General features: G+C 63.3%; 22 protein-coding genes. 6 read left to right on the top strand and 16 right to left on the bottom strand.

The window, feature by feature from the left end; translation table 11 throughout:
- Positions 1-8 precede the first annotated feature (8 nt).
- From ACFHWW_RS13120 to ACFHWW_RS13140, 5 genes are all read right to left on the bottom strand, one after another.
- Positions 9-893 carry a DUF6030 family protein gene (locus ACFHWW_RS13120; protein ID WP_379938582.1) on the bottom strand — a complete coding sequence of 295 codons (885 nt, stop codon included), beginning with the start codon at positions 891-893 and terminating at the stop codon, positions 9-11.
- Positions 894-1,021: 128 nt separating this feature from the next.
- Positions 1,022-1,876, bottom strand: coding sequence for a metal ABC transporter permease (locus tag ACFHWW_RS13125; protein WP_379938584.1), 855 nt, complete (start codon positions 1,874-1,876; stop codon positions 1,022-1,024).
- Complete coding sequence (locus tag ACFHWW_RS13130) at positions 1,873-2,730, bottom strand: metal ABC transporter permease (RefSeq protein WP_338284025.1); 858 nt, start codon at positions 2,728-2,730, stop codon at positions 1,873-1,875. Before ACFHWW_RS13130 ends, ACFHWW_RS13125 begins: the two co-directional genes overlap by 4 nt.
- Positions 2,727-3,662 carry a manganese/iron ABC transporter ATP-binding protein gene (locus tag ACFHWW_RS13135; protein WP_338284026.1) on the bottom strand — a complete coding sequence of 312 codons (936 nt, stop codon included), beginning with the start codon at positions 3,660-3,662 and terminating at the stop codon, positions 2,727-2,729. Before ACFHWW_RS13135 ends, ACFHWW_RS13130 begins: the two co-directional genes overlap by 4 nt.
- Positions 3,659-4,564, bottom strand: a complete 906-nt coding sequence (locus ACFHWW_RS13140) for a metal ABC transporter substrate-binding protein (RefSeq protein ID WP_379938587.1) — start codon at positions 4,562-4,564, stop codon at positions 3,659-3,661. The genes ACFHWW_RS13135 and ACFHWW_RS13140 overlap by 4 nt, the downstream gene beginning before the upstream one ends.
- A gap of 121 nt (positions 4,565-4,685) precedes the next feature.
- Here ACFHWW_RS13140 and ACFHWW_RS13145 point away from each other — a divergent pair, with 121 nt between their 5' ends.
- Positions 4,686-5,114 (top strand): Fur family transcriptional regulator, encoded by a 429-nt coding sequence (locus ACFHWW_RS13145; protein WP_379938589.1) that lies wholly within the window; start codon positions 4,686-4,688, stop codon positions 5,112-5,114.
- Between the two features lie 6 nt (positions 5,115-5,120).
- On the opposite strand, the gene ACFHWW_RS13150 is transcribed toward ACFHWW_RS13145, so the two are convergent.
- From ACFHWW_RS13150 to ACFHWW_RS13200, 11 genes are all read right to left on the bottom strand, one after another.
- Positions 5,121-6,026: a DMT family transporter gene (locus tag ACFHWW_RS13150; protein WP_379938591.1), complete on the bottom strand. Its 906-nt coding sequence runs from the start codon at positions 6,024-6,026 to the stop codon at positions 5,121-5,123.
- 124 nt (positions 6,027-6,150) lie between these two features.
- Complete coding sequence (locus tag ACFHWW_RS13155) at positions 6,151-7,635, bottom strand: nucleobase:cation symporter-2 family protein (RefSeq protein ID WP_338284028.1); 1,485 nt, start codon at positions 7,633-7,635, stop codon at positions 6,151-6,153.
- Positions 7,636-7,825: 190 nt separating this feature from the next.
- Positions 7,826-9,298 (bottom strand): nucleobase:cation symporter-2 family protein, encoded by a 1,473-nt coding sequence (locus ACFHWW_RS13160; protein ID WP_018097263.1) that lies wholly within the window; start codon positions 9,296-9,298, stop codon positions 7,826-7,828.
- 258 nt (positions 9,299-9,556) lie between these two features.
- A complete protein-coding gene (locus tag ACFHWW_RS13165; protein ID WP_018097262.1) occupies positions 9,557-11,281 on the bottom strand; it encodes an ABC transporter substrate-binding protein in 1,725 nt (574 codons plus the stop codon).
- A gap of 81 nt (positions 11,282-11,362) precedes the next feature.
- Entirely contained in the window at positions 11,363-11,782 is a 420-nt protein-coding gene (locus ACFHWW_RS13170; protein WP_379938594.1) for a DUF2160 domain-containing protein, read from the bottom strand.
- Positions 11,782-12,606, bottom strand: coding sequence for a carbohydrate ABC transporter permease (locus ACFHWW_RS13175; RefSeq protein ID WP_010970356.1), 825 nt, complete (start codon positions 12,604-12,606; stop codon positions 11,782-11,784). The genes ACFHWW_RS13170 and ACFHWW_RS13175 overlap by 1 nt, the downstream gene beginning before the upstream one ends.
- A gap of 20 nt (positions 12,607-12,626) precedes the next feature.
- Positions 12,627-13,493: a carbohydrate ABC transporter permease gene (locus tag ACFHWW_RS13180; protein ID WP_003530331.1), complete on the bottom strand. Its 867-nt coding sequence runs from the start codon at positions 13,491-13,493 to the stop codon at positions 12,627-12,629.
- A 1-nt stretch (position 13,494) separates the two neighbouring features.
- Positions 13,495-14,565, bottom strand: a complete 1,071-nt coding sequence (locus tag ACFHWW_RS13185) for an ABC transporter ATP-binding protein (RefSeq protein ID WP_275597230.1) — start codon at positions 14,563-14,565, stop codon at positions 13,495-13,497.
- Between the two features lie 24 nt (positions 14,566-14,589).
- Positions 14,590-15,660, bottom strand: coding sequence for an ABC transporter ATP-binding protein (locus tag ACFHWW_RS13190; protein ID WP_018097259.1), 1,071 nt, complete (start codon positions 15,658-15,660; stop codon positions 14,590-14,592).
- A gap of 38 nt (positions 15,661-15,698) precedes the next feature.
- Complete coding sequence (glpD, locus tag ACFHWW_RS13195) at positions 15,699-17,210, bottom strand: glycerol-3-phosphate dehydrogenase (RefSeq protein ID WP_275597231.1); 1,512 nt, start codon at positions 17,208-17,210, stop codon at positions 15,699-15,701.
- A 127-nt stretch (positions 17,211-17,337) separates the two neighbouring features.
- Positions 17,338-18,102 (bottom strand): DeoR/GlpR family DNA-binding transcription regulator, encoded by a 765-nt coding sequence (locus ACFHWW_RS13200; RefSeq protein WP_018097257.1) that lies wholly within the window; start codon positions 18,100-18,102, stop codon positions 17,338-17,340.
- 165 nt (positions 18,103-18,267) lie between these two features.
- Between ACFHWW_RS13200 and ACFHWW_RS13205 the strand changes: the two genes are divergently transcribed.
- From ACFHWW_RS13205 to fdhF, 5 genes are all read left to right on the top strand, one after another.
- Positions 18,268-19,038, top strand: a complete 771-nt coding sequence (locus ACFHWW_RS13205) for an SDR family NAD(P)-dependent oxidoreductase (RefSeq protein ID WP_275597232.1) — start codon at positions 18,268-18,270, stop codon at positions 19,036-19,038.
- A 120-nt stretch (positions 19,039-19,158) separates the two neighbouring features.
- The gene (locus ACFHWW_RS13210; protein ID WP_010970351.1) at positions 19,159-20,055 is read left to right on the top strand and encodes a LysR family transcriptional regulator; all 897 of its coding nucleotides are present in this window, start codon (positions 19,159-19,161) and stop codon (positions 20,053-20,055) included.
- Positions 20,056-20,230: 175 nt separating this feature from the next.
- On the top strand, positions 20,231-20,710 hold the full coding sequence (locus ACFHWW_RS13215) for a formate dehydrogenase subunit gamma (RefSeq protein WP_275597233.1): 480 nt from the start codon (positions 20,231-20,233) through the stop codon (positions 20,708-20,710).
- Complete coding sequence (locus ACFHWW_RS13220) at positions 20,707-22,263, top strand: NADH-quinone oxidoreductase subunit NuoF (protein WP_275597234.1); 1,557 nt, start codon at positions 20,707-20,709, stop codon at positions 22,261-22,263. Before ACFHWW_RS13215 ends, ACFHWW_RS13220 begins: the two co-directional genes overlap by 4 nt.
- 376 nt (positions 22,264-22,639) lie before the next feature.
- Positions 22,640-25,519, top strand: a complete 2,880-nt coding sequence (fdhF, locus tag ACFHWW_RS13225) for a formate dehydrogenase subunit alpha (protein ID WP_018097252.1) — start codon at positions 22,640-22,642, stop codon at positions 25,517-25,519.

Here is a 25,519-nt window from a genome sequence, read left to right on the forward strand (position 1 = left end):
GGTTCGCATCAATGCTCGGGCGTTGCGCCCCGACCGGCAGGCTGCCCCGCTGCACTCTGCGGTTCTGCCGATTGGACCGGCCGCGTCCAGGCGCTTGGGCCCCGGATATAGGAAACGCTCGCGCCGTCGCCCGGGATCAGCCATTTTTCGCGGTCGAAATAGAGCTCGGCGATGCTCTTCGGCCGCGCGCGTGCGGCCTGATTGGCAAGGAAGTTGTAGCGGGGCGTGTCCCCCATCTCCCGCTTGAACTGGATACGACTGCCGAAGCGCTTGAGGTCGAATTCCTGGAGGCCCTGGATCTGGAGAGTGACGCTTGCGCCCCCGGCCCAACGGACCTCCCTCAAGAAGACGGATGCCGCCTTGGCAGCAGCGCTGGTGACGACCGGTGTGTCCCCGCTGTGCTCGATATTGAGTTTTACGCGAAAGGAGGTGATCTCCTCCTCGCCACGGCCCTTGACCAGGATAAAGATGGACGAGCTCGGCTCCTGGCCCGGGCGGGCAAAGGGAACGAGCGACGAGCACTCCCAGCGGCCGCTCTCGGCTGATTTCCATTCGAGGTCGCGGAAGCCGGCTTCCCTTAGTCCCTCGCAAAGCGCCCGCGGGTCGCTGCGGATCTGACGGATGAACTGCTGTTCCGGCGTTGCAAGGTCCGCGAAGATGTGGGCGGGCAGGAGTGCCTTTGGCGGTTCGGGCTTTTTGCGTGGACCGCGGGCAGTCTCCGGCGGCCGCTCCGCTTGCGGCGGCGTCGTGACGAAACCCAGCCCCGCGAGCAGCTGCTTCAGGTGGCGCTGTTCGTTGGCCAGGAGCACGGTCGCGGCGATCGCCGTAAAGACGAGCCCCACGGCGACGAAGAAGAAAGCGATGCCGGAACGGCTTTGCTGTTTCCTCTCCATCTTGCGCCGTCGCTCCGCCACGGAAGGTCACGGCATTCCACCGGACCGCTCCAAACCTTCAGTCGTGGCGCACCATAAGGGATCATGGCGCCGGCGTCCAAGAGGTGAAAGAGAGGTCTTCCTTCCTTCTATTCCACGCTTGTCCGCTGCGCTTCGGCGCGTGCCACCTTCCAGGTGGAATAGGCGAAGGCGAGCAGGAATATCGCCGTCATCAGAAGGACGATGGTGGGTGCCGGTGCGCTGTCGATGAAGAAGGAGAGATAGACGCCGCAGAAGGAGGCGGCGACGGCGACGATCACCGCGACCGCCAGCATGTGGCCAAACGTCCGCGTGACGAGATAGGCGATCGCGCCGGGGGCAATGAGCATGGCGATGGCCAGGATCAGCCCGACGGCCTTGAGGGCGCCGACGATCGTCAGCGACAGGATCGCCAGCAGTCCGTAGTGCAGCCAACCGACCCTCAGACCGATCGCGCGTGCCTGAGCCGGATCGAAGGCGTGGAGCAGCAGATCGCGCCACTTCAGGCCGAGAATGCCGGCGGCGAGAAGCGCGATGAGGCCCGTCTCCAGAATGTCGCCCCAGCCGATGCCGAGCATGTCGCCGAAGAGGATGTGATCGAGATGCACGTCGCTCTGGATCTTGGTGTAGAGCACAAGGCCAAGGCCGAACATGCCGGAAAAGACGACGCCCATCACCGTGTCCTGCTTGATGCGGCTGTTTTCCTTCAGATAGCCGGTCAAGAGTGCGCAGCACATGCCGGCCGTAAAGGCGCCGACGGCGAGCGGCAGGCCGACAATGTAGGAGACGACGACGCCGGGAAAGACCGCATGCGAGATCGCGTCGCCCATCAGCGACCAGCCCTTGAGGACCAGGAAACAGGAGAGCATCGCCGTCGGAATCGCGACCAGGACCGAGATCAGGAGCGCATTGCGCATGAACTCGAACTCGAAGACGGCAAGGAGCATGTCGAGCGAAGGCATCATGCGGTCTCCAGAGCCTCGGATGCGCGGCGGCGTGCGGCGAGAAGCCCGTGTTTCGGGGCAAATACGAAGGCGAACAGAAAGATCGCGGTTTGCAGGACGATGATGATGCCCCCGGTTGCGCCGTCGAGGAAGTAGCTCGCATAGGCGCCGACGAAGCTCGTCAGGGCCCCGATTGCGACGCTGATCACGATCAGCCGCGGAAAACGGTCGGTCAGGAGATAGGCGGTGGCGCCGGGGGTGACGACCATGGCGATGACCAGGAAGGCGCCGACCGTCTGCAGCGCCGCCACGGTCGAGGCCGAAAGGAGCGTGAAGAAGAGCACCTTCAGGAAGGTGGTGTTGATGCCGATCGAGCGGGCGTGGCTTTCGTCGAAGAAAGTCACCATCAGGTCCTTCCACTTCGCGGACAGGATCAGCAGCGAGACGATGCCGATGATGGCGAGCTGCAACGTGTCGGCCGGCGTGATGGCGAGGATATTGCCGAGCACGATCGTCTGGATGTTCACCGAGGTCGGCGACAGAGACACCATGAACAGGCCGAGACCGAAGAAGGAGGTGAAGATCAGGCCGATGATCGTGTCCTCCTTCAGCCGCGTGCGCTGGTTGAGGAACAGCATGGCACCGGCGGCAAGCGCACCGGAAAAGAAGGCGCCCAGCGAGAAGGGAAGCCCGAGCATGTAGGCCCCGGCGACGCCCGGCACGATCGAGTGAGAGAGCGCATCGCCGATCAGCGACCAGCCCTTCAGCATGAGATAGGCCGAAAGGAACGCGCAGACTGCGCCCACGAGTGCGCTTACCCACATGGCATTCACCATGTAGCTATAGGCGAACGGCTCGATGAGCGTGGCGGTCATTCGGAGTCCGCCTCGGAATCCGATTCCGGTTTGGCCGGCTGCGCAACCATGCGGTCGCGGGCGCCATACATGACGAGCGGACGCTCGTCGTCGCTGATGACAGAGAGCTGGCGTGGATCGGCATCGTCATGGAGGTTCTCTCCGCCGAGCACGAAGTGACGCAGGACGCCCCCGAAGGCGAGCTCCAGGTTTTCGCGGGTGAAGGTGGTTTCCGTCGGACCGTAGGCGAGCACCGTATTTTTCAGAAGGATGGTGCGGTCGCAGAATTCCGGCACGCTTCCGAGATTATGGGTGGAGACGAGCATCACGCGACCCTCTTCGCGAAGCGCGACGAGCAGGCGGATGATAGCGTCCTCCGTCTTCACGTCGACCCCGGTGAAAGGCTCGTCGAGCAGGATGACGCGGCCGTTCTGGGCAAGTGCCCGGGCCAGGAAGACCCGCTTCTTCTGGCCTCCGGAAAGCTCGCCGATCTGGCGCTTGCGGAACTCGCTCATGCCGACCCGTGCCAGCGCCGTCTCGACCGCCTCGTAATCGGCCTTTTTGGGGATGCGCAGCATGTTCATATGGCCGTAACGGCCCATCATCACCACGTCTTCGACCAGGACGGGAAAATTCCAGTCGACCTCTTCGGCCTGCGGGACATAGGCGACGAGGTTCTGTTTCAATGCCTGCGTCACGGTGAGGCCCAGGATCGAGATGTCGCCCTTGGCCAGTCGGACGAAGCCCATGATCGCTTTGAACAGCGTCGACTTGCCGCTGCCGTTTACGCCGACGAGGGCCGCGATGGTGCCCGTCGGGATTTCGAAGGAGGCGTCGCGCAGCGCCCGGTGGCCGTTGCGGTAGGTCACCGTAGCACCGCTGACGCGAATGCCGCCATCCTCGTCTTGCGGAGCAGCTCCCGGATAGGCGCGGGCCTTTTCCTGAAGGTTCATTGCGACAAGCCTTTCGCAATCGTTTCCGATGTAACGCGCAGCAGATCGATATAGGTCGGAACGGGGCCGTCGGCCTCGCTCAAGGAGTCGACATAGAGCACGCCTCCGTATTTTGCACCCGTCTCCCGCGCGACCTGCTCAGCGGGGTCCGGCGAAATGGTGCTTTCGGAGAAGACGACGGGTATCCGATTCGCTCGAACGACGTCGATCACCTTGCGCACCTGCTGCGGCGTGCCTTGCTGGTCGGCATTTATCGGCCAAAGATAAAGCTCCTTCATGCCGAAATCGCGGGCGAGATAGCTGAAGGCGCCCTCGCTCGAAACGAGCCATCGCCTTTCCGCCGGGATCCTTTCGAGCTCGGCGCGGATGGGTGCGACCGCCGCCTCGATCTTCTTCTTGTAGGCCTCGGCATTGGTCTTGTAGACCTCGGCATTGGGGGGATCGTGTTGCACGAAGGCGTCGCGAATATTGTCGACATAGATCAGGGCGGCCGATGGCGACATCCAGGCATGCGGGTTGGGTTTGCCGGTATAGGGGCCCTCGGCGATGCCCATCGGCTCGATGCCTTCGGAGACGACGACGCCGGGAACGCCGTCGAAGTTCTGGAAGAACCTTTCGAACCAGAGCTCGAGGTTCAGCCCGTTCCAGAGAATGAGGTCGGCATCATGCGCCTTGAGGATATCGCGGGGCGTCGGCTGGTAGTTGTGGATCTCGGCGCCCGGCTTGGTGATCGATTCGACCACCGCGGCGTCGCCCGCGACGTTCTGCGCCATATCGGCGATGACCGTGAAGGTGGTGACGGCCTTGAGCTTTTCCGCCGCCCGGGCGGCCACCGGCAGAAGCGATAGAGCAGCCATCGCCGCTGCGGCCGCCACGATCATGCGCCTCGTTGGATGGATCATCCGGCTCTCCTCTTTGCGAACCATAATATGGGTAGGCGAATGGTCTGCATAAGTCAATGCAAATGAGAAGCATTTGCAACTAGCTATTTCCAAAAGGCGTCCCCTTGGCTAGTGTCGCGGGATGAGCCAGAGCAAGAATCGGATCGAGGAACTGGAAGGAATCCTGCGGGACGGCGGCGTGCGTGTGACGCGCCAGCGCGCCGCGATTCTCAAGATCCTGGCCGAGGCCGCGGACCACCCGGATGCCAGCGAACTTCACCGGCGCGCGAAGGAAATCGACGCGACGGTGTCGCTCTCGACGGTATACCGGACGCTTTCCGCGCTGGAGCAGCAAGGGGTGGTGCAGCGGCATGCCTTCGAGAATGCGACTGCCCGCTTCGAGACGGCGGATGCGCCCCACCACGATCACCTGATCGATATCGAAACGGGTGCGGTGATCGAGTTTCGCTCCGACAAGATCGAGCAGTTGCAGGCGGAGATCGCTGCCGAACTCGGCTACGACCTGGTGCGCCACCGGCTGGAGCTCTATTGCCGGAAGCGCAAGGACTGAGCGGAATTACCCTCCAACGGCGGCAATCTTGGGGCGCGTCGGCATGGTCATGGCGGCGACGCCGGCAATGACGCAGCCGAGGCCGAGCCATGCGGTGGTCGAAAGCGTTTCCCCGAGAAACACCACTCCGATCGCAACGCCGATCGGAACGCGTACATAGGCCTGTGCCGTCGCGCCGACGGAACCGAGCGTGTGGATCAGGCGGAAATAGATGACGAAAGCGAGCGCGGTCGAGAAGACGGACAGGCAGAGGAGCGCGATCAGCGATTCCGGCGAGGGATCGAGCGTCCAGGGCCGATCGACGACGAGGCTTGCCGGGATGAGCAGGGCCGCACCCGCGAGAAGCGATCCGCAAGCGGGCATCATCGGATCGAGGCCCCTGAAGCCCTTCCCGAATATCGCCGCGCCGGCATAGCAAACCGTCGCAAGAACGACCGCAAGCTGCGGGATGAGCTGATTGCCGATGCCGCGGAAGGCCTCGAGACCGATGATCAGCGCGATTCCGGCGAGGCCCGCAAGGACGCCCAGGAACTTGCGGGCGGTAACGGGCTCGTGCCGGGTGATCAGGGCCGTCAGGAGAAAGGCGAAGATCGGCGTCGTGGAGTTGAGGATGGCCGCGACGCCGGCATCGATCGTACGCTCCGACCAGGCGATCAAGGTGAATGGGACGACGCTGTTGAGGCAGGCCTGGAACAGGAACCGCCGCCACATCGCCCCGTCGCGCGGCAATGTCAGGCCGCGCCATGCGATCAGCGCCAGAAGAGCCATGCCGGCAAGCAGCGTTCGCGCGGCGATCAGCGTCACCGGGGGAATGGTTTCGACGCCGATCTTGATGAAGGTGTAGGAGGCGCCCCAGAGCGTTGCCAGGGCGACAAGCAGAAGCAGTTCGAGAGTGAGACGTGGCCTGTCCATGAATGCGGTCCTTGTGAATCGTTGTTCATCGGACCATTCCTAACGTCCGGAGCCCCTGCAATGCTTCGGTGCCGATCGAAGTATGGCGCATACCCCGCGGGTCTTCGCCCGCGGGGTATGCGGTTCAATGGCCGTCTGCCAGCCGCGCGGCCTCGACGCATGCGGAACGCTCGATGCTGAGGCCGTTGAAGAAGGCATTGAGCACGACGGCCGAGGCCGCGGCCAGCACTATGCCGGACTCGATGATGGGATGGATCGCATGCGGCATCCACATCAGGAAGTTGGGTGCGATCATCGGAATGAGGCCGAAGCCGACGGAGACGGCGACCACGAACAGGTTGTTTCGCGAGGACTTGAAGTCGACCGTCGAGAGTATCCTGACGCCGGTTGCCGCCACCATGCCGAACATCACGAGCCCCGCGCCGCCGAGAACGAAGGTCGGAACCGCCTCGACCAGCGCGCCCATCTTCGGGACAACGCCCAGCAGGATCATGATGACGCCGCCCATCACGCAGACGTAGCGGCTCTTGACGCCGGTGACGCCGACGAGGCCGACATTCTGCGAAAAGCTCGTATAGGGAAATGTATTGAAGAGACCGCCGATGATGGTGCCGAGACCGTCCACCCGAAGTCCGGCGGTCAATTGCTGTTGCTTGACCTCGCGGTTCGTCATCTCGCCGAGTGCCAGGAACATGCCGGTCGATTCGATCATCACGACGATCATGACAAGCGACATGGTGGCGATCAGCACCGGATCGAAGATCGGCATGCCGAAGCGCAATGGGGTCACGACGGCGAACCAGCCGGCGCTCGCCACGCGATCGAAATGCATCATGCCGAGCATGGCTGCCGCGACGCATCCGATCACGATGCCGATCAGAACCGCGATGTTGCTGATGAGCCCCTTGCCGAAACGGGCTACTACGAGAATGGAGACCAGCACGAAGGCGGCAAGCGCCACATGGCCCGGTTCAGCATAGATCGGGTTCGGAACCGTGGCACCCAGGACCAGCCCGTCCGGCACGGCCGGACCGCCGGTTGCGGCGAGCTGCTTCAAATCGGCGAGCCATTGCGCGTGAGCCGGATCGACGAGTTTCGGCGCCGTCGGACCGAAGGGGTTGCCGAATATCCAGTTGACGCCGACGCGCATCAGGGTCACCCCGATGACGAGAATGATGGTGCCTGTGACGACGGGCGGGAAGAACTTCAGCAGGCGTCCCATGATGGGCGCGATGAGAAGCGCGACGAGGCCGGCGCCGATGATCGCGCCGAAGATCGTCCTTGCTCCGTCGATGCCGGGCGTCATGGCGGCCATGGAGACCATCGGGCCGACGGCGGCAAAGGTGACGCCCATCATCACGGGAAGGCGGATGCCTATACCCCTGGTCAGCCCGAGCGACTGAATGATGGTGACGATGCCGCAGACGAACAGGTCCGCCGAGATCAGGAAGGCGACGTCCTCCGGGCTCAGCTGCAGCGCCCGGCCGACGATCAGGGGCACTGCGACGGCGCCGCCATACATGACAAGAACATGCTGTATCCCGAGGGTCGCCAGCCTGCCGATCGGCAGGCGCTCGTCCACGGGATGTATGCTGGATGCGTCGTTCATGGTTCCTCCTCCATCGCCGCCACCGTCCGTTCCCGTCCTCCAACGGGGAGGGGAATTTTTCGCGCCGCAGGAGCATGCCGCAAGGGTGCAGGAAGTGAAAACACTTTCGGATTTTCGAGGGTAATCGGGCGCATCGCGGGCGATCCGGACATGCGCCCGGATCGCGTTCAGGGGAACGGCTTGCCGGCCGTCAATGCGCTTCCGCGGCAAGCACGCGCACTTCCGTGCCGTTGGCGTCGTAGAGCTTGCCGTTGAGGAAATAGTCGCCGTCGTGCAGTCGCGCGATGTCCTGGTAGCGGAGCGTCCGCTCCGTCCCGGCGACGAACACCGATTGCTGGTCCGAGTTCCCGGCGGTCATATGGTTGAAGATCAGGTTGAGGCCGATCGCCATCAGCGCGGCGGAGCTGATGCCGGAATGGAAGATCGTCTCGACCCAGGCCGGGAAATGCTCGTAGAAGGTCGGCGAGGCGATCGGGATCATGCCGAAGCCGATCGAGGTCGCGACGATGACGAGGTTCATGTTGTTGGCGTAGTCCACCTTCGACAGAGTTCGGATGCCGCTCGCAGCGACCGTGCCGAAGAGCACGATGCCGGCGCCGCCGAGCACCGAACTCGGAACCGCCGCGACGATGCGGCCCATGACCGGCAGAAGACCGAGCGTGACGAGAAACAGGCCGCCGGTTGCAACGACATAGCGGCTCTTGACCCCGGTGACCGCCACCAGCCCGACATTCTGGGCAAAGGCGCTCTGGGTGAAGGAGCCGAAGATCGGTGCGAGCAGGCTCGACAGCATGTCGGCCCTGAGGCCGTCTCCGAGCCGGCGCGAATCCACCTTCGTTTCGATGATCTCGCCGACCGCCAGAATGTCCGCCGAAGTCTCGACCAGCGTCACCATGATGACGATGAACATCGAGGCGATCGCCGCGACTTCGAAGGTCGGATAGCCGAAGTGGAAGACCAGCGGAAGCGCGAAGAAAGGCCCTTCGGTTACCTGCGAGAAATCAGCCATGCCGGCGAAATAGGCTATCACCGTACCGATGATCAGAGCGAGCAGGATCGAGAGCCGCGAGATCGCGGCGCTTCCGAGCTTGCTGAGCAGGAGCACGATGACGAGCGTGACCGCTGCAAGCTGGATATTGGCGGGACTGCCGAAATCCGGGGCACTGCTGTTCCCGCCCATGGCCCAGCGCGCGGCCACCGGCATCAGCGTCAGTCCTATGGTGGTGATCACGATTCCGGTGACGAGCGGCGGAAAGAAGCGGGTGATCCGCGAAAATACAGGCGTTATCAGCAGGCCGATCAGCGAGGCGGCAATGACGGCGCCGAGCACCGACTGAAGCCCCCCATTGCCGGAAATGGCGATCATCGTCGCCACGCCGGAAAAGGAAACGCCCTGGACCAGCGGCAACTGGCTTCCGAAGAAGGGCAGGCCGATGGTTTGCAATATGGTGGCGAGGCCGCCGGCAAATAAGGAGGCCGTGATGAGCAGGCCGATGTCGCCGGGGCCGAGGCCTGCGGCCTGGCCCAGTATCAGGGGCACGGCGACGATGCCTCCATACATCGTCAGCACGTGTTGCAGGCCATAGGCCAGATTGGCGCCGATTCCGAGCTTCTCATCCTCCGGACGCGTTGGTGATAGGGTTTCCTCTGCACTGTTTGCCAAGGTAATCTCCTCCAATACCTTTGCATGTCATCCACTTCTTACGAAGAAGGTGGCGAATAATGTCAGCGACGATGAGGCGCTGCCTTACCGAAATAGGGGAAACAGTTTTCGTCTGGCGGGCGGTAATGCTGCGGTGAGCGCAGCGGCGAGCGTGGGGTGGCCCCCTCGATTCGAAACGAAAAAACCGGGGCCGTTTCCAGCCCCGGTGCCGCATCTCCCTTTAAGAACGCCGCCGACGGATCGCGCAGCGTCTGTCGATCAGTTCGTCTGCCAGCTCTTGACCAGCTCGTCGTAGTTGACGGTGGTCGGCTTTTCCTTCTCGTTCTCGATCTTGAGCTGCGGTGCGAGGTTGCCGGCCTTCACGGCTTCGGCGTTCCAGTATTCCAGATCGTGCTCTTCGGCGAGCTTCGGACCGATGTCGCCCTGGACGCCGGCACGTTCCAGGCGCTGCAGCACCTTTTCCTGCTCGGCGCAGAGCGAGTCCATGGCTTCCTGGGCGGTTTTCGCGCCGGAGGAAGCGTCGCCGATCGCCTGCCACCAGAGCTGTGCCAGCTTCGGATAGTCGGGCACGTTCGTTCCGGTCGGCGACCACTGCAGGCGGGCCGGTGAACGGTAGAACTCGATCAGGCCGCCGAGCTTCGGGGCGCGGTCGGTGAAGCTCTGATGGTCGAGCGTCGACTGGCGGATGAAGGTCAGGCCGACATGGCTCTTCTTAACGTCCACCGTCTTCGACGTCACGAACTGCGCGTAGAGCCAGGCGGCCTTGGCGCGATCGTCCGGCGTCGACTTCAGCAGCGTCCAGGACCCGGCGTCCTGGTAGCCGAGCTTCATGCCGTCTTTCCAGTAGACGCCGTGCGGGCTCGGGGCAAAACGCCACTTCGGTGTGCCGTCCTCGTTCACGACCGGCAGGCCTTCCTTCACGAAATCGGCGGTGAAGGCCGTATAGGTGAACATCTGCTGGGCGACCTCGCCCTGCGATGGTACCGGACCGGATTCCGAGAAGGTCATGCCCTGGGCAGCAGCCGGCGCATAGGCCTTCATCCAGTCGAGATATTTCTGGATGGCGTAGACCGAGGCCGGGCCGTTGGTGTCGCCGCCGCGCGCGACGCAGGATCCGACGGGCCGCGAGTTTTCGTCGACCTTGATGCCCCACTCGTCGACCGGCTTGCCGTTCGGGATGCCCTTGTCGCCGTTGCCGGCCATCGACAGCCAGGCATCGGTGAAGCGCCAGCCCAGCGACGGGTCCTTCTTGCCGTAGTCCATGTGGCCATAGACCTTCTTGCCGTCGATCTCGCGCCCGGTGAAGAACTCGGCGATGTCCTCATAGGCCGACCAGTTGACCGGAACGCCGAGTTCGTAGCCGTACTTGGCCTTGAAGTCCGCCTTGTTCTTCTCGTCGTTGAACCAGTCGTAGCGGAACCAATAGAGGTTCGCGAACTGCTGATCGGGAAGCTGGTAGAGCTTGCCGTCCGGCGCGGTCGTGAAGGATTTGCCGATGAAGTCGTCTATGTCGAGGTTGGGGTTGGTGACATCCTTGCCCTCGTTCGCCATGAAGTCGGTCAGGCTGCGGGCCTGCTGGTAGCGCCAGTGCGTGCCGATCAGGTCAGAGTCGTTGATATAGGCGTCATAGACGTTCTCGCCCGACTGCATCTGCGTCTGCAGTTTTTCGACCACGTCGCCTTCGCCGATCAGGTCATGGGTGATCTTGATGCCGGTGATCGCGGTAAAGGCGGGTGCCAGAACCTTCGATTCGTATTCATGCGTGGTGATCGTTTCGGAAACGACCTTGATCTCCATACCGGCAAAAGGCTTTGCCGCATCGACGAACCATTGCATTTCCGCTTCCTGGGCGGCGCGGTCGAGCGAGGACATGTCGCCGACTTCCTTGTCCAGGAACTGCTTTGCCTCGTCCATCCCGGCAAATGCCGAGCCGGTAAATGCCAGCAGCATAGCCGCCGTCGTTGTCAAAAGGTGCCTTCGCATTAAATCCTCCCTTGGGTTTTGCGATTGCGTTCACTTGCAGTTTCAAAGGGCGCCCGCGGTGAGCGCCCTTCGTTTGGTTCCTCAGACGTAGCGGAAGACGCCGACCGCGTAGATCACCGACAGGGCGACCGCCCACCAGAGATTTGCGCCGACCAGCCCCAGCCAGGCGAGGTGAATGAATGCGCTTCCGAGCAGCGACACGAAGAGCCGGTCGCCGCGGGTCGTCTCGAAGCGCAGGATGCCGACGCGCGGGTTTCCGCCCGGCCGGGCATATTCCCAGACGGCCATCAGCGACAGGAGCGCGAAGATCGTCAGAAAGAACATGGCGGTGGGGAAAGACCAGGCCATCCAGCCGCCGGGAATCAGCGGGGCGAACCAGTCGGTCTTGCCGTCCTTGGCCGGCAGAACGGAAAAAAGCAGGCCGGCCGCGGTGAGGTAGACGACGAGCACGGCGGCAAGCGCGACGGGCCAGCGGTTCCTGCGAGTGGCAATGGTTGCCATCAGACCCTCCCCAGGGCGAAGCCCTTGGCGATGTAGTTGCGAACGAAATAGATGACGAGCGCGCCGGGGATGATCGTCAGAACGCCGGCGGCGGCGAGCACGCCCCAGTCGAGACCGGAGGCGGAGACCGTGCGCGTCATCGTCGCGGCGATCGGCTTGGCGTCGGTCGTCGTCAGGGTGCGGGCGATCAGCAGCTCGACCCACGAGAACATGAAGCAGAAAAAGGCGGCCACGCCGATGCCGGACGCGATCAGGGGCACGAAGATCTTCACGAAGAAACGCGGGAAGGAGTAGCCGTCGATATAGGCGGTCTCGTCGATCTCCTTCGGCACGCCGGACATGAAGCCTTCCAGGATCCACACGGCGAGCGGCACGTTGAACAGGCAATGCGCGATCGCCACCGCGATGTGCGTGTCGATGAGACCGAAGGCGGAATAGAGCTGGAAGAAGGGCAGCGCGAAAACCGCCGGCGGCGCCATCCGGTTGGTGAGCAGCCAGAAGAACAGGTGCTTGTCGCCGAGGAAGCGGTAGCGCGAAAAGGCGTAGGCTGCCGGCAGCGCCACCGTCACCGAGATCAGCGTGTTCAGGACGACATAGGTGATCGAGTTGATGTAGCCGTTGTACCAGGAGGGATCGGTAAAGATCACCGCATAGTTCCGAAGCGTCGGATTCTGCGGCCACAGCGAGAAGGTGCTGAGGATCTCGCTTGTCTCCTTGAAGCTCATATTGACGAGCCAGTAGATCGGCAGGAGCAGGAAGACGATGTAGATCGTCGGCACCAGCCAGGAGAGGCGCTGCGAAAGTGGTTGCTTGTTGGTCATCATGATGTCTCCTCCCACCTTTCTCAGCCTTGCGCGTCGCTCGTGGTCATCACCGTGTAGAAGATCCACGACAGGAGCAGGATGATGAGGAAGTAGATGATCGAGAGGGCTGCGGCCGGGCCGAGGTCGAACTGGCCGATTGCCGTCTTGACCAGATCGATCGACAGGAAGGTCGTCGAGTTGCCCGGGCCGCCGCCGGTCACGACGAAGGGTTCGGTATAGATCATGAAGCTGTCCATGAAGCGCAGCAGGAAGGCGATCAGGAGCACGCGCTTCATCTTCGGAAGCTGGATGTAGCGGAAGACCGACCAGCGCGAGGCGCCGTCGATCTTGGCAGCCTGGTAGTAGGCGTCCGGGATCGAGACGAGGCCGGCATAGCAGAGCAGCACGACGAGGCTCGTCCAGTGCCAGACATCCATGACGATCAGCGTGACCCAGGCGTCGAGCGGATTCTGAACGTAATTATAGTTGATGCCGAGCGAGGCGAGCGTGCGCCCGAGCAGGCCGATGTCGACCCGGCCGAAGACCTGCCAGATGGTGCCGACGACGTTCCACGGAATGAGCAGCGGCAGCGCCATCAGAACGAGGCAGATCGGCACGCCGATGCCTCTCTTCGGCATGTTGAGCGCGATGACGATGCCGAGCGGGATCTCGATCGCGAGAATGATCGCCGAGAAGATCAGATTGCGGGTGAGCGCATCCCAGAAACGGTCGGATTCGAGCACGTCCAGGAACCAGTCGGTGCCGGCCCAGAAGAACTCGTTATTGCCGAAGGTGTCCTGTACCGAATAGTTGACGACGGTCATCAGCGGGATCACCGCCGAGAAGGCGACGAGCACCAGTACCGGTAGGACCATGAACCAGGCCTTGTTGTTCCAGGTCTTTTCCATGTCAGGCCTCCCCGCCGACGCGCCAGGAATCGGCGTAGATGTTGATTGCCTTCGGATCGAAGGTCACGCGCGGCTCGGCGGGGATATCGCCGTCCTCGTCGACGATGATCGAGATCGGCCGGTCGGCGAAGCGGGCGCGTACGACCTTGTGGCGGCCGATATCCTCGACCTTCGTGACGGCGACCGGCATGCCTTCGCGGCCGAGGGAAATGAATTCCGGACGGATGCCGAGTTCGGTTCTGGCGCCCGGCTTGATCTGCGGCTGGAAATCGAGCGCGATCCTCTGGTCGCCGACGGCGGCCGTGTTGCCGGCGATCTCGGCCGGCAGGACGTTCATGCCCGGCGAGCCGATGAAGTAGCCGACGAAGGTGTGACGCGGCCGCTCGAAGAGCTCGGCCGGCGTGCCGATCTGGACGATCTGGCCGTCATACATGACGACGACCTTGTCGGCGAAGGTGAGCGCCTCGGTCTGGTCGTGCGTCACATAGACCATGGTGAAGCCGAACTGCTTGTGCAGCCGCTTGATCTGCGAGCGCAGGACCCATTTCATTTCCGGATCGATGACGGTCAGCGGCTCGTCGAAGAGGATGGCGCTGACGTCCGAGCGCACGAGGCCGCGGCCGAGCGAGATCTTCTGCTTCTGGTCGGCGGTCAGCCCGCGCGCAGTCTTCCTGGCCCAGCTGCCGAGTCCGGTCATCTCGAGGATTTCCTTGACGCGGCGGTCGACCTCCGTTTCGGGCACATGCCGGTTGCGCAGCGGAAAGGCGAGATTGTCGTAGACGGTCATCGTGTCGTAGATGACCGGGAACTGGAACACCTGGGCGATGTTGCGCTGCTGCGTCGTCAGATGCGTGACGTCGGTTCCGTCGAAGAGAATGCGCCCTTCGGAAGGGTTGATCAGCCCCGAAATGATGTTGAGCAGCGTCGTCTTGCCGCAGCCGGAGGGCCCGAGCAGAGCGTAGGCGCCACCGTCGTTCCACTCGTGATGCACTTCCTTCAGCGCGTAGTCCGCTTCCGATTTGGGCCTGGCGCCGTAGGCGTGGCGGATATGTTCGAGATTGATGCGTGCCATGGTTTCCTCCCCGACGCCCTTTCCTCAGGCCGTCCCACCGACCGCCCTGCCGTCCGGCCCGAAGGCCATGAGGTGGCGTGTGTCGACGAAGACATTGAGCGTTGCGTCCGGTTCGATCTCGTGAATGCCGGGTGCGAGCATGACCCAGCGTGCGCCCGCGAAGGCGACGTGAATGAAGCTTTCGGACCCGGTGATTTCCGAGATCGCCGTCTTGACCGTCAGCGGTTCGTCGCTGCCGTTCGGCTGGCCGAAAGAAAGATGGTGCGGCTGAAAGGCCACCGTGCAAGGGCCATCCCCAAGGGAACGAAGATGTGCGGGAACGGGAAGCACCGGTTTGCCTTCGAGCGCAAAATGCGTTCCCGCCTTCACGAGGCCGATGGTGTTCAGCGGCGGATCGGCGAATGTGCGGGCCGTGACGATGTCGACCGGGCGGCGATAGACGTCGATGGTGCGGCCGAACTGGGTGATCCTTCCCTCGCTCAGCGTGGCGGTGTTGCCGCCGAGCAGAAGCGCTTCCGACGGCTCTGTCGTGGCGTAGACGAAGATCGCGCCGGATGCGGCGAAGATCTTCGGCAGTTCCTCGCGCAATTCCTCCCGCAGCTTGTAGTCGAGATTGGCAAGCGGTTCGTCGAGCAGCACCAGATCGGCATTCTTGACGATGGCGCGGGCGAGCGCGGTGCGTTGCTGCTGACCGCCGGACAGGTTGAGAGGCGTGCGGTCGAGATAGGGCGTGAGCTTCAGGAGTTCCGCCGCCTTACGCACTTCGCGGTCGACGGCGGCGCTGTCGGCGCGCTTGATCCGCATCGGCGAGGCGATGTTCTCGTAGACCGTCATCGCCGGATAGTTGATGAACTGCTGATAGACCATGGCGACCGAGCGTTTCTGCACGGGAACGCCGGTCACGTCGGCACCGTCGAGATGGATCGAACCGGAGGCGGGCTTGTCGAGACCGGCCATCAGCCGCATCAGCGACGTCTTGCCGGAGAGCGTCGGGCCGAGCAGCACATTGAGCGACCCCCTCTCCAGCACAAGGTCGGTCGGGTGGATGTGCGTCTCTCCACCCACGACCTTGGATATCTTCTTCATTTCAAGCATTGAATTCTCCACCCCAACGGCAGTTCGGCCGTGGTACCTCAGGCGGCCGCGTTGACCGCGCCCCGCATATATTCCTCCAGTTCCGCGGTTTGCGCCCGCGAAAACTTCAGTCCCAGTTTCGTGCGGCGCCAAAGCACGTCGTCCGCGCGCAATGCCCATTCCTGGCCGATCAGCCAATCCACTTCCGCCGCATAGAGATCCGCCCCGAAGTGCTTTCCGAGGTCGGCCTCGCTCGCGGCATTGCCGAGAAGCTGCGCCGCCCGCGTGCCGTAGAGCCGTACCAGCCGGCGGGCGTGGGAGGCGGCCAGGAAAGGATAGCGCGTCTTGAGCTTCGCGACCTCGTCGTTATAGCCGCCGGTCGGAAAATCGCCCCCTGGGAGCTGCGAGCCGGCCGTCCACTTCCTGCCCTTTTCCCCGATGGTCTCGCCGATCTTCTCGAGCGCCGATTCCGCAAGCCGCCTGTAGGTGGTGAGCTTGCCGCCGAAGACGTTGAGCAGGGGTGCATCGCCGTTCTCGACGCGCAGCACATAGTCGCGGGTCGCCTCCTGCGCCTTGCTCGCGCCGTCATCGAAAAGGGGGCGCACGGCGGAATAGGTCCACACGATATCCTCTCTGCCCACCGGGTCGCTGAAATATTCGCTCGCCGCTTTGCAGAGATAATCGATCTCTGCATCGCTGATGCGCACGTCAGCCGGATTGCCGGTGAAATCGCGATCGGTGGTTCCGATCAGCGTGAACTCGTCCTGGTAAGGAATGGCGAACATGATCCGCCCGTCCGGGTTCTGGAAGAAATAGGCGCGCGGATCGTCAAACTTCTTCTTAACGACGATATGGCTGCCCTGGACCAGGCGGACATTGCGGACGTCGTTGTTGCCGACCGTCTCGGAGAGAACCCGGTCGACCCAGGGGCCCGCGGCATTGACGAGCATGCGGGCGCGTATCGTCTCGCGCGCGCCTGTCGCCGTATTCTCGATTTCGATCGCCCAACGGCCGCTCTCACGGCGCGCCGAGACGACGCGGGTGCGCGCCATGATCCTGGCGCCGCGGTCGGCGGCGTCGCGCGCGTTCAGCACCACGAGGCGAGCATCGTCGACCCAGCCGTCCGAATATTCGAATGCTTTGGTGAAGAGGCGCTTCAGCGGTGCGCCTGCGGGATCGCGCGTCATGTCGAGCGTCCTCGTCGCCGGCAGAAGCTTGCGGCCGCCTATGTGATCGTAAAGAAAGAGGCCGAGGCGGATCAGCCAGGCCGGCCGCGGACCACCCTTGTGGAAGGGCAGCACGAAGCGCATCGGCCAGATAACGTGCGGCGCCATCGCCCAGAGGACTTCGCGCTCCATCAGGGCTTCGCGCACCAGGCGGAATTCATAATGTTCGAGATAGCGCAAGCCGCCATGGATGAGCTTGGTCGAGCCTGAGGATGTTCCGGAGGCGAAATCGCTCATCTCCGCAAGCGCGACGGAATATCCGCGGCCAGCCGCATCACGCGCGATGCCGCATCCGTTGATGCCGCCGCCTATGACGAAGACGTCGAATATCGTCTGCTCTGACACTCTTGTTTTCCCCTCCACGCTCCGCGACACAAATTTTGTGCAATCGCGAAAGTGAAACAGTTAAAGCGAAAATATTTCGAATGTCAAACGAATGTTCGGGCTTCGCGCTCGGGAATCGGAGAACGGATCACACCTCGGTCTCGACCAGCCTCACATCCTGGTCGGCACAGATTTTCCGAACGTTTTCAACGATGCAGCGGTCGGTGATGAATGTCTGTACCTGCGAGATATGGCCGATGCGCACCGGCGCGGTGCGTTCGAATTTCGTCGAATCCGAAACGAGGATGACATGGCGCGCATTGGCGATGATCGCCTGCGCAACTTTCACTTCGCGATAATCGAAATCGAGCAGGGCCCCGTCAGGGTCGATCGCCGAGGCGCCGATCACCGCGAAATCCACCTTGAACTGCTTGATGAAGTCGACGGCGGCCTCTCCGACGATGCCGCCGTCGGAGCCGCGGACGACCCCGCCGGCGATCACCACCTCGATCGAGGGGAAGACCCGCAACCTGTTGGCTACGTTGATGTTATTGGTGATGATCATCAGTTCCCGGTGGTCGAGGAGCGCCTCTCCCACCGCTTCCGTCGTGGTGCCGATATTGATGAAGAGCGAAGAATTGTCCGGGATGAGCGCGGCCGCGGCCCGGCCGATCGCCTGCTTTTCCGCCGCGGCGATCTGGCGGCGGGATTCGTATCTGACGTTTTCCTTGCCGCTCGGAAAAATGGCGCCGCCGTGAATGCGGTTCAAAACCCTGGCGTCGCAGAGATCGTTCAGGTCCTTGCGGATCGTCTGCGGCGTAACGGAAAAGCGCTGGGCGAGATCCTCGACCAGCACGCGGCCTTCCGTTTTCGCCAGTTCCAAAATCTCCGCCTGTCGTCCGGTCAGATACATCCGCCCCTCGCGTTTCGTTTTCTTTCATAATATGCAAAAACGAAAGCGGCGCAATTTCAGATTAGAAATATCCAGCGCGTTCGATTTTCGTTGCGGCTCGCGCCCGATCTGCGCTGTAATCGGTGGGGGCACGCCAGTCTGACGTTATCGGGAGGAAGAAAGCGCATGTATCATCCGGCCTTGTTCCAGGGCATGAACGTGGTGGTTACCGGCGGCGGAAGGGGCATCGGCCTCGAGGTCGTGCGGCTGTTCCTCGATTGCGGTGCGCGCGTGGTTGTGCATATGGGGCGGACGATCGCCGCCGACCGCCCCGAATTTCTCGACCTTGCAGCGGCCGAGGGCAGGGTGTTCCTCGCGGCGGCGGATTTCGTTGCCGACGGAGGCGTCGAGAGCCTCGCCGATGTGGTGAGGAGCCGCTTCGACAGCGTCGATGTCCTCGTCAACAATGCCGGCACGATGGTTGGCCGCTTTCCGGCGTCCGATCTCACCGATGAGCAATACCGCACGGTCGTGCAGCTCAACCAGACCTCGGTCGTCGAGATGACCCGGACGATGCTGCCGCTCCTGCGCAAGGGCAGACATCCTGCGATCGTCAACACGGTTTCGATCTCGGCGCGCATGGGCGGCAGTCCCGGCTCCTCGATCTACTCTGCCACCAAAGCTTTCGTCGCAACCTATTCGAAGGCGCTGGCGCGTGAACTTGCGCCGGACGGCATCCGTGTCAACTGCGTCTCGCCCGGCACGATCACGACGGATTTCCACGAGCGCTATTCGACGCCGGAGAAGCTGGAGGCGACGCGCAAGACCATCCCGCTCGGCCGGCTCGGGACGGCGGAGGATTGCGCGCCGGCCTATCTCTTCCTCGCCGCACATGCGCTTTCGGGCTATATCACCGGCCAGGTCCTGGAGGTGAATGGCGGGCAGCTCATCGCTTAAGCGCGCGTCCGCCCCTCATCCGGCTGCCGGCACCTTCTCCCCGCTTGGCGGGGGAGAAGGCCAGTCCTCGGGTCAAACTCGAGGAGAGGCGCAAAAACGTGTGAACTGAGTGATCCGGATATGATCGACAAGCTGGAATTCTTTCTCGCACTGGCCCGCGAACGGCATTTCGGCCGGGCGGCGGAGGAGTGCGGGGTAACGCAGCCGACGCTTTCGGCAGCGATCCGGCAGCTCGAAGAACAGCTCGGCGTTATTCTGGTCAATCGCGGATCACGCTTCCAGGGACTGACGCCCGAAGGGCAGCGGGTGCTGGAATGGGCACGGCGGATCGTCAGTGACAGCCGTACCATGCGCGAGGAGATGCGCGCAGCGCGAAAAGGTCTTTCGGGGCATATGCGCCTCGCCGCGGTGCCGACGACGCTCTCCATGGTGCCGCTCATCACCGCGCCCTTCCAGGAGAAGCATCCGGACGTCACCTTCTCGGTGCTTTCGACCACATCGCTGCAGATCCTCGCGCTTCTCGAAAACCTCGAGATCGATGCCGGTCTGACCTATCTGGAGAACGAGCCGCTCGGCCGGGTGACGAGCGTGCCCCTGCAGATCGAACAATATCATCTGGTTACGGCCGCCGGTACGGCGCTTTCGGATCGCGAAAGCGTGACCTGGAAGGAAGTGAGCGACATTCGGCTTTGTCTATTGACGGCCGACATGCAGAACCGGCGCATCATCAATCAGCACTTTGCCGAGGCGGGCGCGGTTCCGAAGCCGACCCTCGAATCGAATTCGATGATCGTGCTCTTTTCCCACGTCCGGACCGGCCGGTGGGCGAGCATCATGCCTTATAACGTCGCGAAATCGTTCGGTTTTCATGAGGATATACGGATGATTCCGATCGTCGATCCGGACGTCCGCCATACCGTCGGCCTGGTCGCCACCTATCGTGAGCCGTTCACGCCGCTCGTCTCCGCGCTGTTGCACGAGGCGCGTATCCTCGGTGAGCGCAACCAGGTTCAATAGAAATTTTCTATCGATCGACGGAACAGCCATATTGACCCATGGAAGCATAAGCGCGAAGCTTGTTTCATGGGCAAAGAGCGTGGAATCTCCGATCTTTGCCAACTGGTTGAGACAGCGGCACGACGACGGTCGGGAGATCCTGGCGGCGCGGCCGCGAGCCGGGAGGGCTCCTTCAGTGAATATCCATCTGCCGCGCGCAGACGTGACCGAACGGACGCTGGCGATCGTCGGCGAGCTCAAGGGGCTCGAAGGCCCGCTTATTCCCATCCTGCACGAAATCCAGGACGAGTTCGGCTATGTGCCGGAGGAGAGCCTGCCGGTGATCGCGCGGGAACTCAATCTGTCGCGCGCCGAAGTCTATGGCGTGGTTACCTTCTATCACGATTTTCGCGAGCACCCGGCCGGGCGCCATGTGTTGAAGCTCTGTCGCGCCGAGGCCTGCCAGTCGATGGGCGGCGACCGGCTTGCGGAGCGCGCCAAGGCGCTTCTCGGGATCGATTTCCATGAGACGACGCCGGACGGCGCCGTGACGCTGGAGCCGGTCTACTGTCTCGGACTCTGTTCCTGCTCGCCGTCGGCGATGCTCGACGGCGAGGTTCATGCGCGCCTCGACGAAGCAGAGCTCGAAGCGCTGGTTGCGGAGGCGCGCCGATGACCGTCAGGATCTACATTCCCCGGGATGCGGCGGCCATTGCGCTTGGCGCCGAAAAGGTGGTGGAGGCGATGGCCGGCGAGATCTCCGCACGCGGGCTCGACGCCACGATCGTGCGTAACGGCTCGCGCGGCATGCACTGGCTGGAGCCGCTGGTCGAAGTCGAAACGGCCGCAGGGCGCGTCGCCTACGGTCCGGTGAAGGCGCGCGACGTCGCCTCTCTTCTCGATGCCGGGCTGATTTCGGGTGGCGCGCATCCTCTCTGCCTCGGCAAGACCGAGGAAATTCCGTTTCTCAAGCGACAGACCCGGCTTACCTTCGCCCGTTGCGGCGTCATCGATCCTCTCTCGCTCGAAGACTATCGCGCCCATCGGGGCTTGCTCGGTCTCGAGCGGGCAATCGCAATGCAACCGGCGGCGATCGTTGCCGAGGTCACGGAAAGCGGCCTTCGCGGCCGCGGCGGCGCCGGCTTCCCGACCGGCATCAAATGGAAGACCGTCCTGGAAGCACGAGGGCCGCGCAAATACATCGTCTGCAATGCCGACGAGGGCGACAGCGGGACCTTTGCGGACCGGATGATCATGGAAGGCGATCCCTTCGTGCTGATCGAGGGTATGGCGATCGCCGGTATCGCGACCGGTGCGACCAAGGGCTACATCTATACCCGTTCGGAATATCCGCATGCGATCGCGGTGATGAGCGCGGCGATCGAGATAGCCCGTGCCGCCGGTGTGCTCGGTGCTTCGGTGCTCGGCTCGGCGCACGCCTTCGACATGGAAGTGCGCACCGGCGCCGGCGCCTATGTCTGCGGCGAGGAGACCTCGCTCCTGAACAGCCTCGAAGGCAAGCGCGGGCTCGTGCGCGCCAAGCCGCCGCTGCCGGCACACAAGGGCCTTTTCGACCGCCCGACCGTCATCAACAACGTCATCTCGCTCGCTTCCGTGCCGGTGATCCTCGACAGGGGCGCCGGTTACTATCGCGATTTCGGCATGGGCCGGTCGCGCGGAACGATCCCGCTGCAGATCGCCGGCAACGTCAAGCATGGCGGCCTCTTCGAAACCGCATTCGGCCTGACGCTCGGCGAGATCGTCGACGAGATCGGTGGCGGCACGGCGAGCGCCCGGCCGGTGAAGGCCGTCCAGGTTGGCGGCCCGCTCGGTGCCTATTTCCCGCGGGCGCTGTTCGATACGCCTTTCGACTACGAGGCATTTGCCGCCAGAGACGGGCTCATCGGTCATGCCGGCATCGTCGTCTTCGACGACACGGCCGACATGTTGAAACAGGCGCGTTTCGCCATGGAGTTCTGTGCGGTCGAAAGCTGCGGCAAGTGCACCCCTTGCCGCATCGGGTCGACGCGCGGCGTCGAGGTGGCCGACAGGATCGCCGCCGGCATCGAGCCGGAGAAGAACCGCGAACTGCTCGCCGATCTCTGCAACACGATGAAGTTCGGCTCCCTCTGCGCCCTTGGCGGCTTCACGCCCTATCCGGTGATGAGCGCCATGACGCACTTCCCGGAGGATTTTTCACCGGTGCCGGTGGTGGAGGCTGCGGAATGAAGGCTGCATTGGCACTTGAATTTTTGCCCCTCACCCTAACCCTCTCCCCGCAGGCGGGGAGAGGGGACCGGAAGGGCACGGCATACTCCTTCTCCCCGCCTGCGGGGAGAAGGTGGCGGCAGCCGGATGAGGGGCGGACGTCGGTATCGGCGGCGGCGCGTACCCCCCTCTGGCCTGTCGGCCATCTCCCCCACAGGGGGGGAGAATGGATGCGGCCCGCTCGGCGTCTTGACCGGAGCGCCCCACGTGCAGAAGCGTTTGTTTTGGAGCGAGTGGCCGGCCACGATTCGATCTCCCCGCTTGTGGGGGAGATGCCCGGCAGGGCAGAGGGGGGTGAAGCCGCCCCCTTGAACGCAATTTCTCAGGAGGCCCGCTAATGTCTCTCATTCACGAAATCGACTACGGCACCCCTGCCTCCAAGTCCGAGAAGACGGTGACGCTGACGATAGACGGGCGCGAGATCACGGTTCCGGAAGGCACGTCGATCATGCGTGCGGCAATGGAAGCGGGCATCGAGGTGCCGAAGCTTTGCGCTTCCGACATGATGGATGCCTTCGGCTCCTGCCGGCTCTGTCTCGTAGAAATCGAGGGACGCGCCGGCATGCCGGCCTCCTGCACGACGCCGGTGGCGGCAGGCATCAGCGTTTCGACGCAGACGCAGCGGCTGAAGGATGTCCGCCGCGGCGTCATGGAGCTCTATATTTCCGACCATCCGCTCGACTGCCTCACCTGCGCAGCCAATGGCGATTGCGAGCTGCAGGACATGGCCGGTGCCGTGGGCCTGCGCGACGTGCGCTACGGCTATGACGGCGAGAACCATGTGACGGCGCGCAACAATGGCGAGATCAACGCAAAATGGGCGCCGAAGGACGAGTCGAATCCGTATTTCACCTATGATCCGGCGAAGTGCATCGTCTGTTCGCGCTGCGTGCGGGCCTGCGAGGAAGTGCAGGGCACCTTCGCGCTGACGATCAGCGGCCGCGGCTTCGATTCGCGCGTCTCCGCCGGCATGAACGAGGATTTCGTTTCCTCCGAATGCGTCTCCTGCGGCGCCTGCGTGCAGGCTTGCCCCACGGCGACGCTGACGGAAAAATCGGTGATCGAGATCGGCCAGCCGGAGCACTCGGTCGTCACCACCTGCGCCTATTGCGGCGTGGGCTGCTCGTTCAAGGCGGAGATGCGCGGCGAGGAGCTGGTGCGCATGGTGCCCTGGAAGGACGGCCAGGCGAATCGCGGCCATTCCTGCGTCAAGGGCCGCTTCGCCTATGGTTATTCCAACCACAGGGACCGCATCCTCAATCCGATGGTCCGCGAGAAGGTCACCGATCCCTGGCGCGAGGTCACCTGGGAAGAGGCTTTCGCGCATATCGCCTCCGAGTTCCGCCGCATCCAGTATCAGTACGGCCGTGATTCGGTCGGCGGCATCACGTCTTCGCGCTGCACCAATGAGGAAACCTTTCTGGTGCAGAAGCTGGTGCGCGCCGGCTTCGGCAACAACAATGTCGACACCTGCGCCCGCGTCTGCCATTCGCCAACCGGTTACGGCCTCAACCAGACCTTCGGCACCTCCGCCGGTACGCAGGATTTCGACAGTGTCGAGCACACGGATGTTGCGGTCATCATCGGTGCCAACCCGACCGACGGCCACCCGGTCTTCGCCTCGCGGCTGAAGAAGCGGCTGCGCCAGGGCGCCAAGCTGATCGTCATCGATCCGCGCCGGATCGACCTCGTCCGCTCCGCCCATGTCGAAGCGTCGTACCACCTGCCGCTGAAGCCCGGCACCAACGTTGCCATCCTGACGGCGATTGCGCATGTCATCGTCACGGAAGGCCTTGCCAACGAAGCCTTCATTCGCGAACGCTGCGACTGGTCGGAATTCGAGGATTGGGCCGCCTTCGTGGCAGAGCCCCATCACAGCCCGGAAGCAACCGAAGCCTATACCGGCGTTTCACCGGAACTTGTGCGCAGGGCTGCGCGGCTTTACGCCACCGGCGGCAACGGCGCGATCTATTACGGCCTTGGCGTCACGGAGCACAGCCAGGGCTCGACGACGGTGATGGCGATCGCCAACCTCGCCATGCTCACCGGCAACATCGGCCGGCCGGGCGTCGGCGTCAATCCGCTGCGCGGCCAGAACAACGTCCAGGGCTCCTGCGACATGGGCTCCTTCCCGCACGAGCTTCCCGGCTACCGACATATTTCCGACGATGCGACGCGTGAGATCTTCGAGAAGCTCTGGGGCGTGACGCTCAATCACGAGCCGGGCCTGCGCATCCCCAATATGCTCGACGCCGCCGTCGAGGGCACCTTCAAGGGCCTCTACGTGCAGGGCGAGGATATCCTGCAGTCGGATCCGGACACCAAGCACGTCGCCGCCGGCCTTGCGGCGATGGAATGCGTCGTGGTGCACGATCTCTTCCTCAACGAGACGGCCAACTACGCCCATGTCTTCCTGCCCGGATCGACCTTCCTCGAAAAGGACGGAACCTTCACCAATGCCGAGCGCCGCATCAACCGCGTCCGGCGCGTCATGCGGCCGAAGAACGGCTATGCCGATTGGGAGGTGACGCAGAAGATGGCGCAAGCCATGGGGCTTGCCTGGAACTATCGCCATCCGTCCGAGATCATGGACGAGATCGCGGCGACGACGCCGAGCTTTGCCATGGTCTCCTACGACTATCTGGACAAGATGGGCTCGGTGCAGTGGCCGTGCAATGAGAAGGCGCCGCTCGGCTCGCCCATTATGCATGTCGACGGTTTCGTGCGCGGCAAGGGCAAGTTCATCCGCACCGAATACGTGGCGACCGACGAAAGGACCGGTCCGCGCTTCCCGCTGCTTCTGACGACCGGCCGTATTCTCAGTCAGTACAATGTCGGCGCCCAGACGCGTCGCACGGAGAACGTCGTCTGGCATGCGGAAGACCGGCTGGAAATCCACCCGCACGACGCCGAGCAGCGCGGCATCCGCGACGGCGACTGGGTCAGGCTCGCCAGCCGCTCGGGCGATACGACGCTCCGCGCGTTGATCACCGACCGTGTTGCGCCGGGTGTCGTCTATACGACCTTCCATCACCCCTCGACTCAGGCGAACGTCATCACCACCGACTTTACCGATTGGGCGACCAACTGCCCGGAATACAAGGTGACCGCGGTGCAGGTCTCGCCGTCGAACGGTCCTTCCGACTGGCAGCGCGACTATGACGAGCAGGCTCGCCGGTCGCGTCGCATTTCCGGCAAGCTGGAGGCGGCGGAATAG

Origin of the sequence: Sinorhizobium sp. P24N7 (assembly GCF_042436655.1) — a bacterium.
GTDB lineage: Bacteria > Pseudomonadota > Alphaproteobacteria > Rhizobiales > Rhizobiaceae > Sinorhizobium > Sinorhizobium meliloti_A.

Excerpts from the sequence above, each read along its gene's own strand:
- ACFHWW_RS13120 (WP_379938582.1), bottom strand. The coding sequence starts at position 893 with ATGGAGAGGAAACAGCAAAGCCGTTCCGGCATCGCTTTCTTCTTCGTC.
- ACFHWW_RS13125 (WP_379938584.1), bottom strand. The coding sequence starts at position 1,876 with ATGATGCCTTCGCTCGACATGCTCCTTGCCGTCTTCGAGTTCGAGTTC.
- ACFHWW_RS13130 (WP_338284025.1), bottom strand. The coding sequence starts at position 2,730 with ATGACCGCCACGCTCATCGAGCCGTTCGCCTATAGCTACATGGTGAAT.
- ACFHWW_RS13135 (WP_338284026.1), bottom strand. The coding sequence starts at position 3,662 with ATGAACCTTCAGGAAAAGGCCCGCGCCTATCCGGGAGCTGCTCCGCAA.
- ACFHWW_RS13140 (WP_379938587.1), bottom strand. The coding sequence starts at position 4,564 with ATGATCCATCCAACGAGGCGCATGATCGTGGCGGCCGCAGCGGCGATG.
- ACFHWW_RS13145 (WP_379938589.1), top strand. The coding sequence starts at position 4,686 with ATGAGCCAGAGCAAGAATCGGATCGAGGAACTGGAAGGAATCCTGCGG.
- ACFHWW_RS13150 (WP_379938591.1), bottom strand. The coding sequence starts at position 6,026 with ATGGACAGGCCACGTCTCACTCTCGAACTGCTTCTGCTTGTCGCCCTG.
- ACFHWW_RS13155 (WP_338284028.1), bottom strand. The coding sequence starts at position 7,635 with ATGAACGACGCATCCAGCATACATCCCGTGGACGAGCGCCTGCCGATC.
- ACFHWW_RS13165 (WP_018097262.1), bottom strand. The coding sequence starts at position 11,281 with ATGCGAAGGCACCTTTTGACAACGACGGCGGCTATGCTGCTGGCATTT.
- ACFHWW_RS13170 (WP_379938594.1), bottom strand. The coding sequence starts at position 11,782 with ATGGCAACCATTGCCACTCGCAGGAACCGCTGGCCCGTCGCGCTTGCC.
- ACFHWW_RS13175 (WP_010970356.1), bottom strand. The coding sequence starts at position 12,606 with ATGATGACCAACAAGCAACCACTTTCGCAGCGCCTCTCCTGGCTGGTG.
- ACFHWW_RS13180 (WP_003530331.1), bottom strand. The coding sequence starts at position 13,493 with ATGGAAAAGACCTGGAACAACAAGGCCTGGTTCATGGTCCTACCGGTA.
- ACFHWW_RS13185 (WP_275597230.1), bottom strand. The coding sequence starts at position 14,565 with ATGGCACGCATCAATCTCGAACATATCCGCCACGCCTACGGCGCCAGG.
- ACFHWW_RS13190 (WP_018097259.1), bottom strand. The coding sequence starts at position 15,660 with ATGCTTGAAATGAAGAAGATATCCAAGGTCGTGGGTGGAGAGACGCAC.
- ACFHWW_RS13200 (WP_018097257.1), bottom strand. The coding sequence starts at position 18,102 with ATGTATCTGACCGGACGACAGGCGGAGATTTTGGAACTGGCGAAAACG.
- ACFHWW_RS13205 (WP_275597232.1), top strand. The coding sequence starts at position 18,268 with ATGTATCATCCGGCCTTGTTCCAGGGCATGAACGTGGTGGTTACCGGC.
- ACFHWW_RS13210 (WP_010970351.1), top strand. The coding sequence starts at position 19,159 with ATGATCGACAAGCTGGAATTCTTTCTCGCACTGGCCCGCGAACGGCAT.
- ACFHWW_RS13220 (WP_275597234.1), top strand. The coding sequence starts at position 20,707 with ATGACCGTCAGGATCTACATTCCCCGGGATGCGGCGGCCATTGCGCTT.
- fdhF (WP_018097252.1), top strand. The coding sequence starts at position 22,640 with ATGTCTCTCATTCACGAAATCGACTACGGCACCCCTGCCTCCAAGTCC.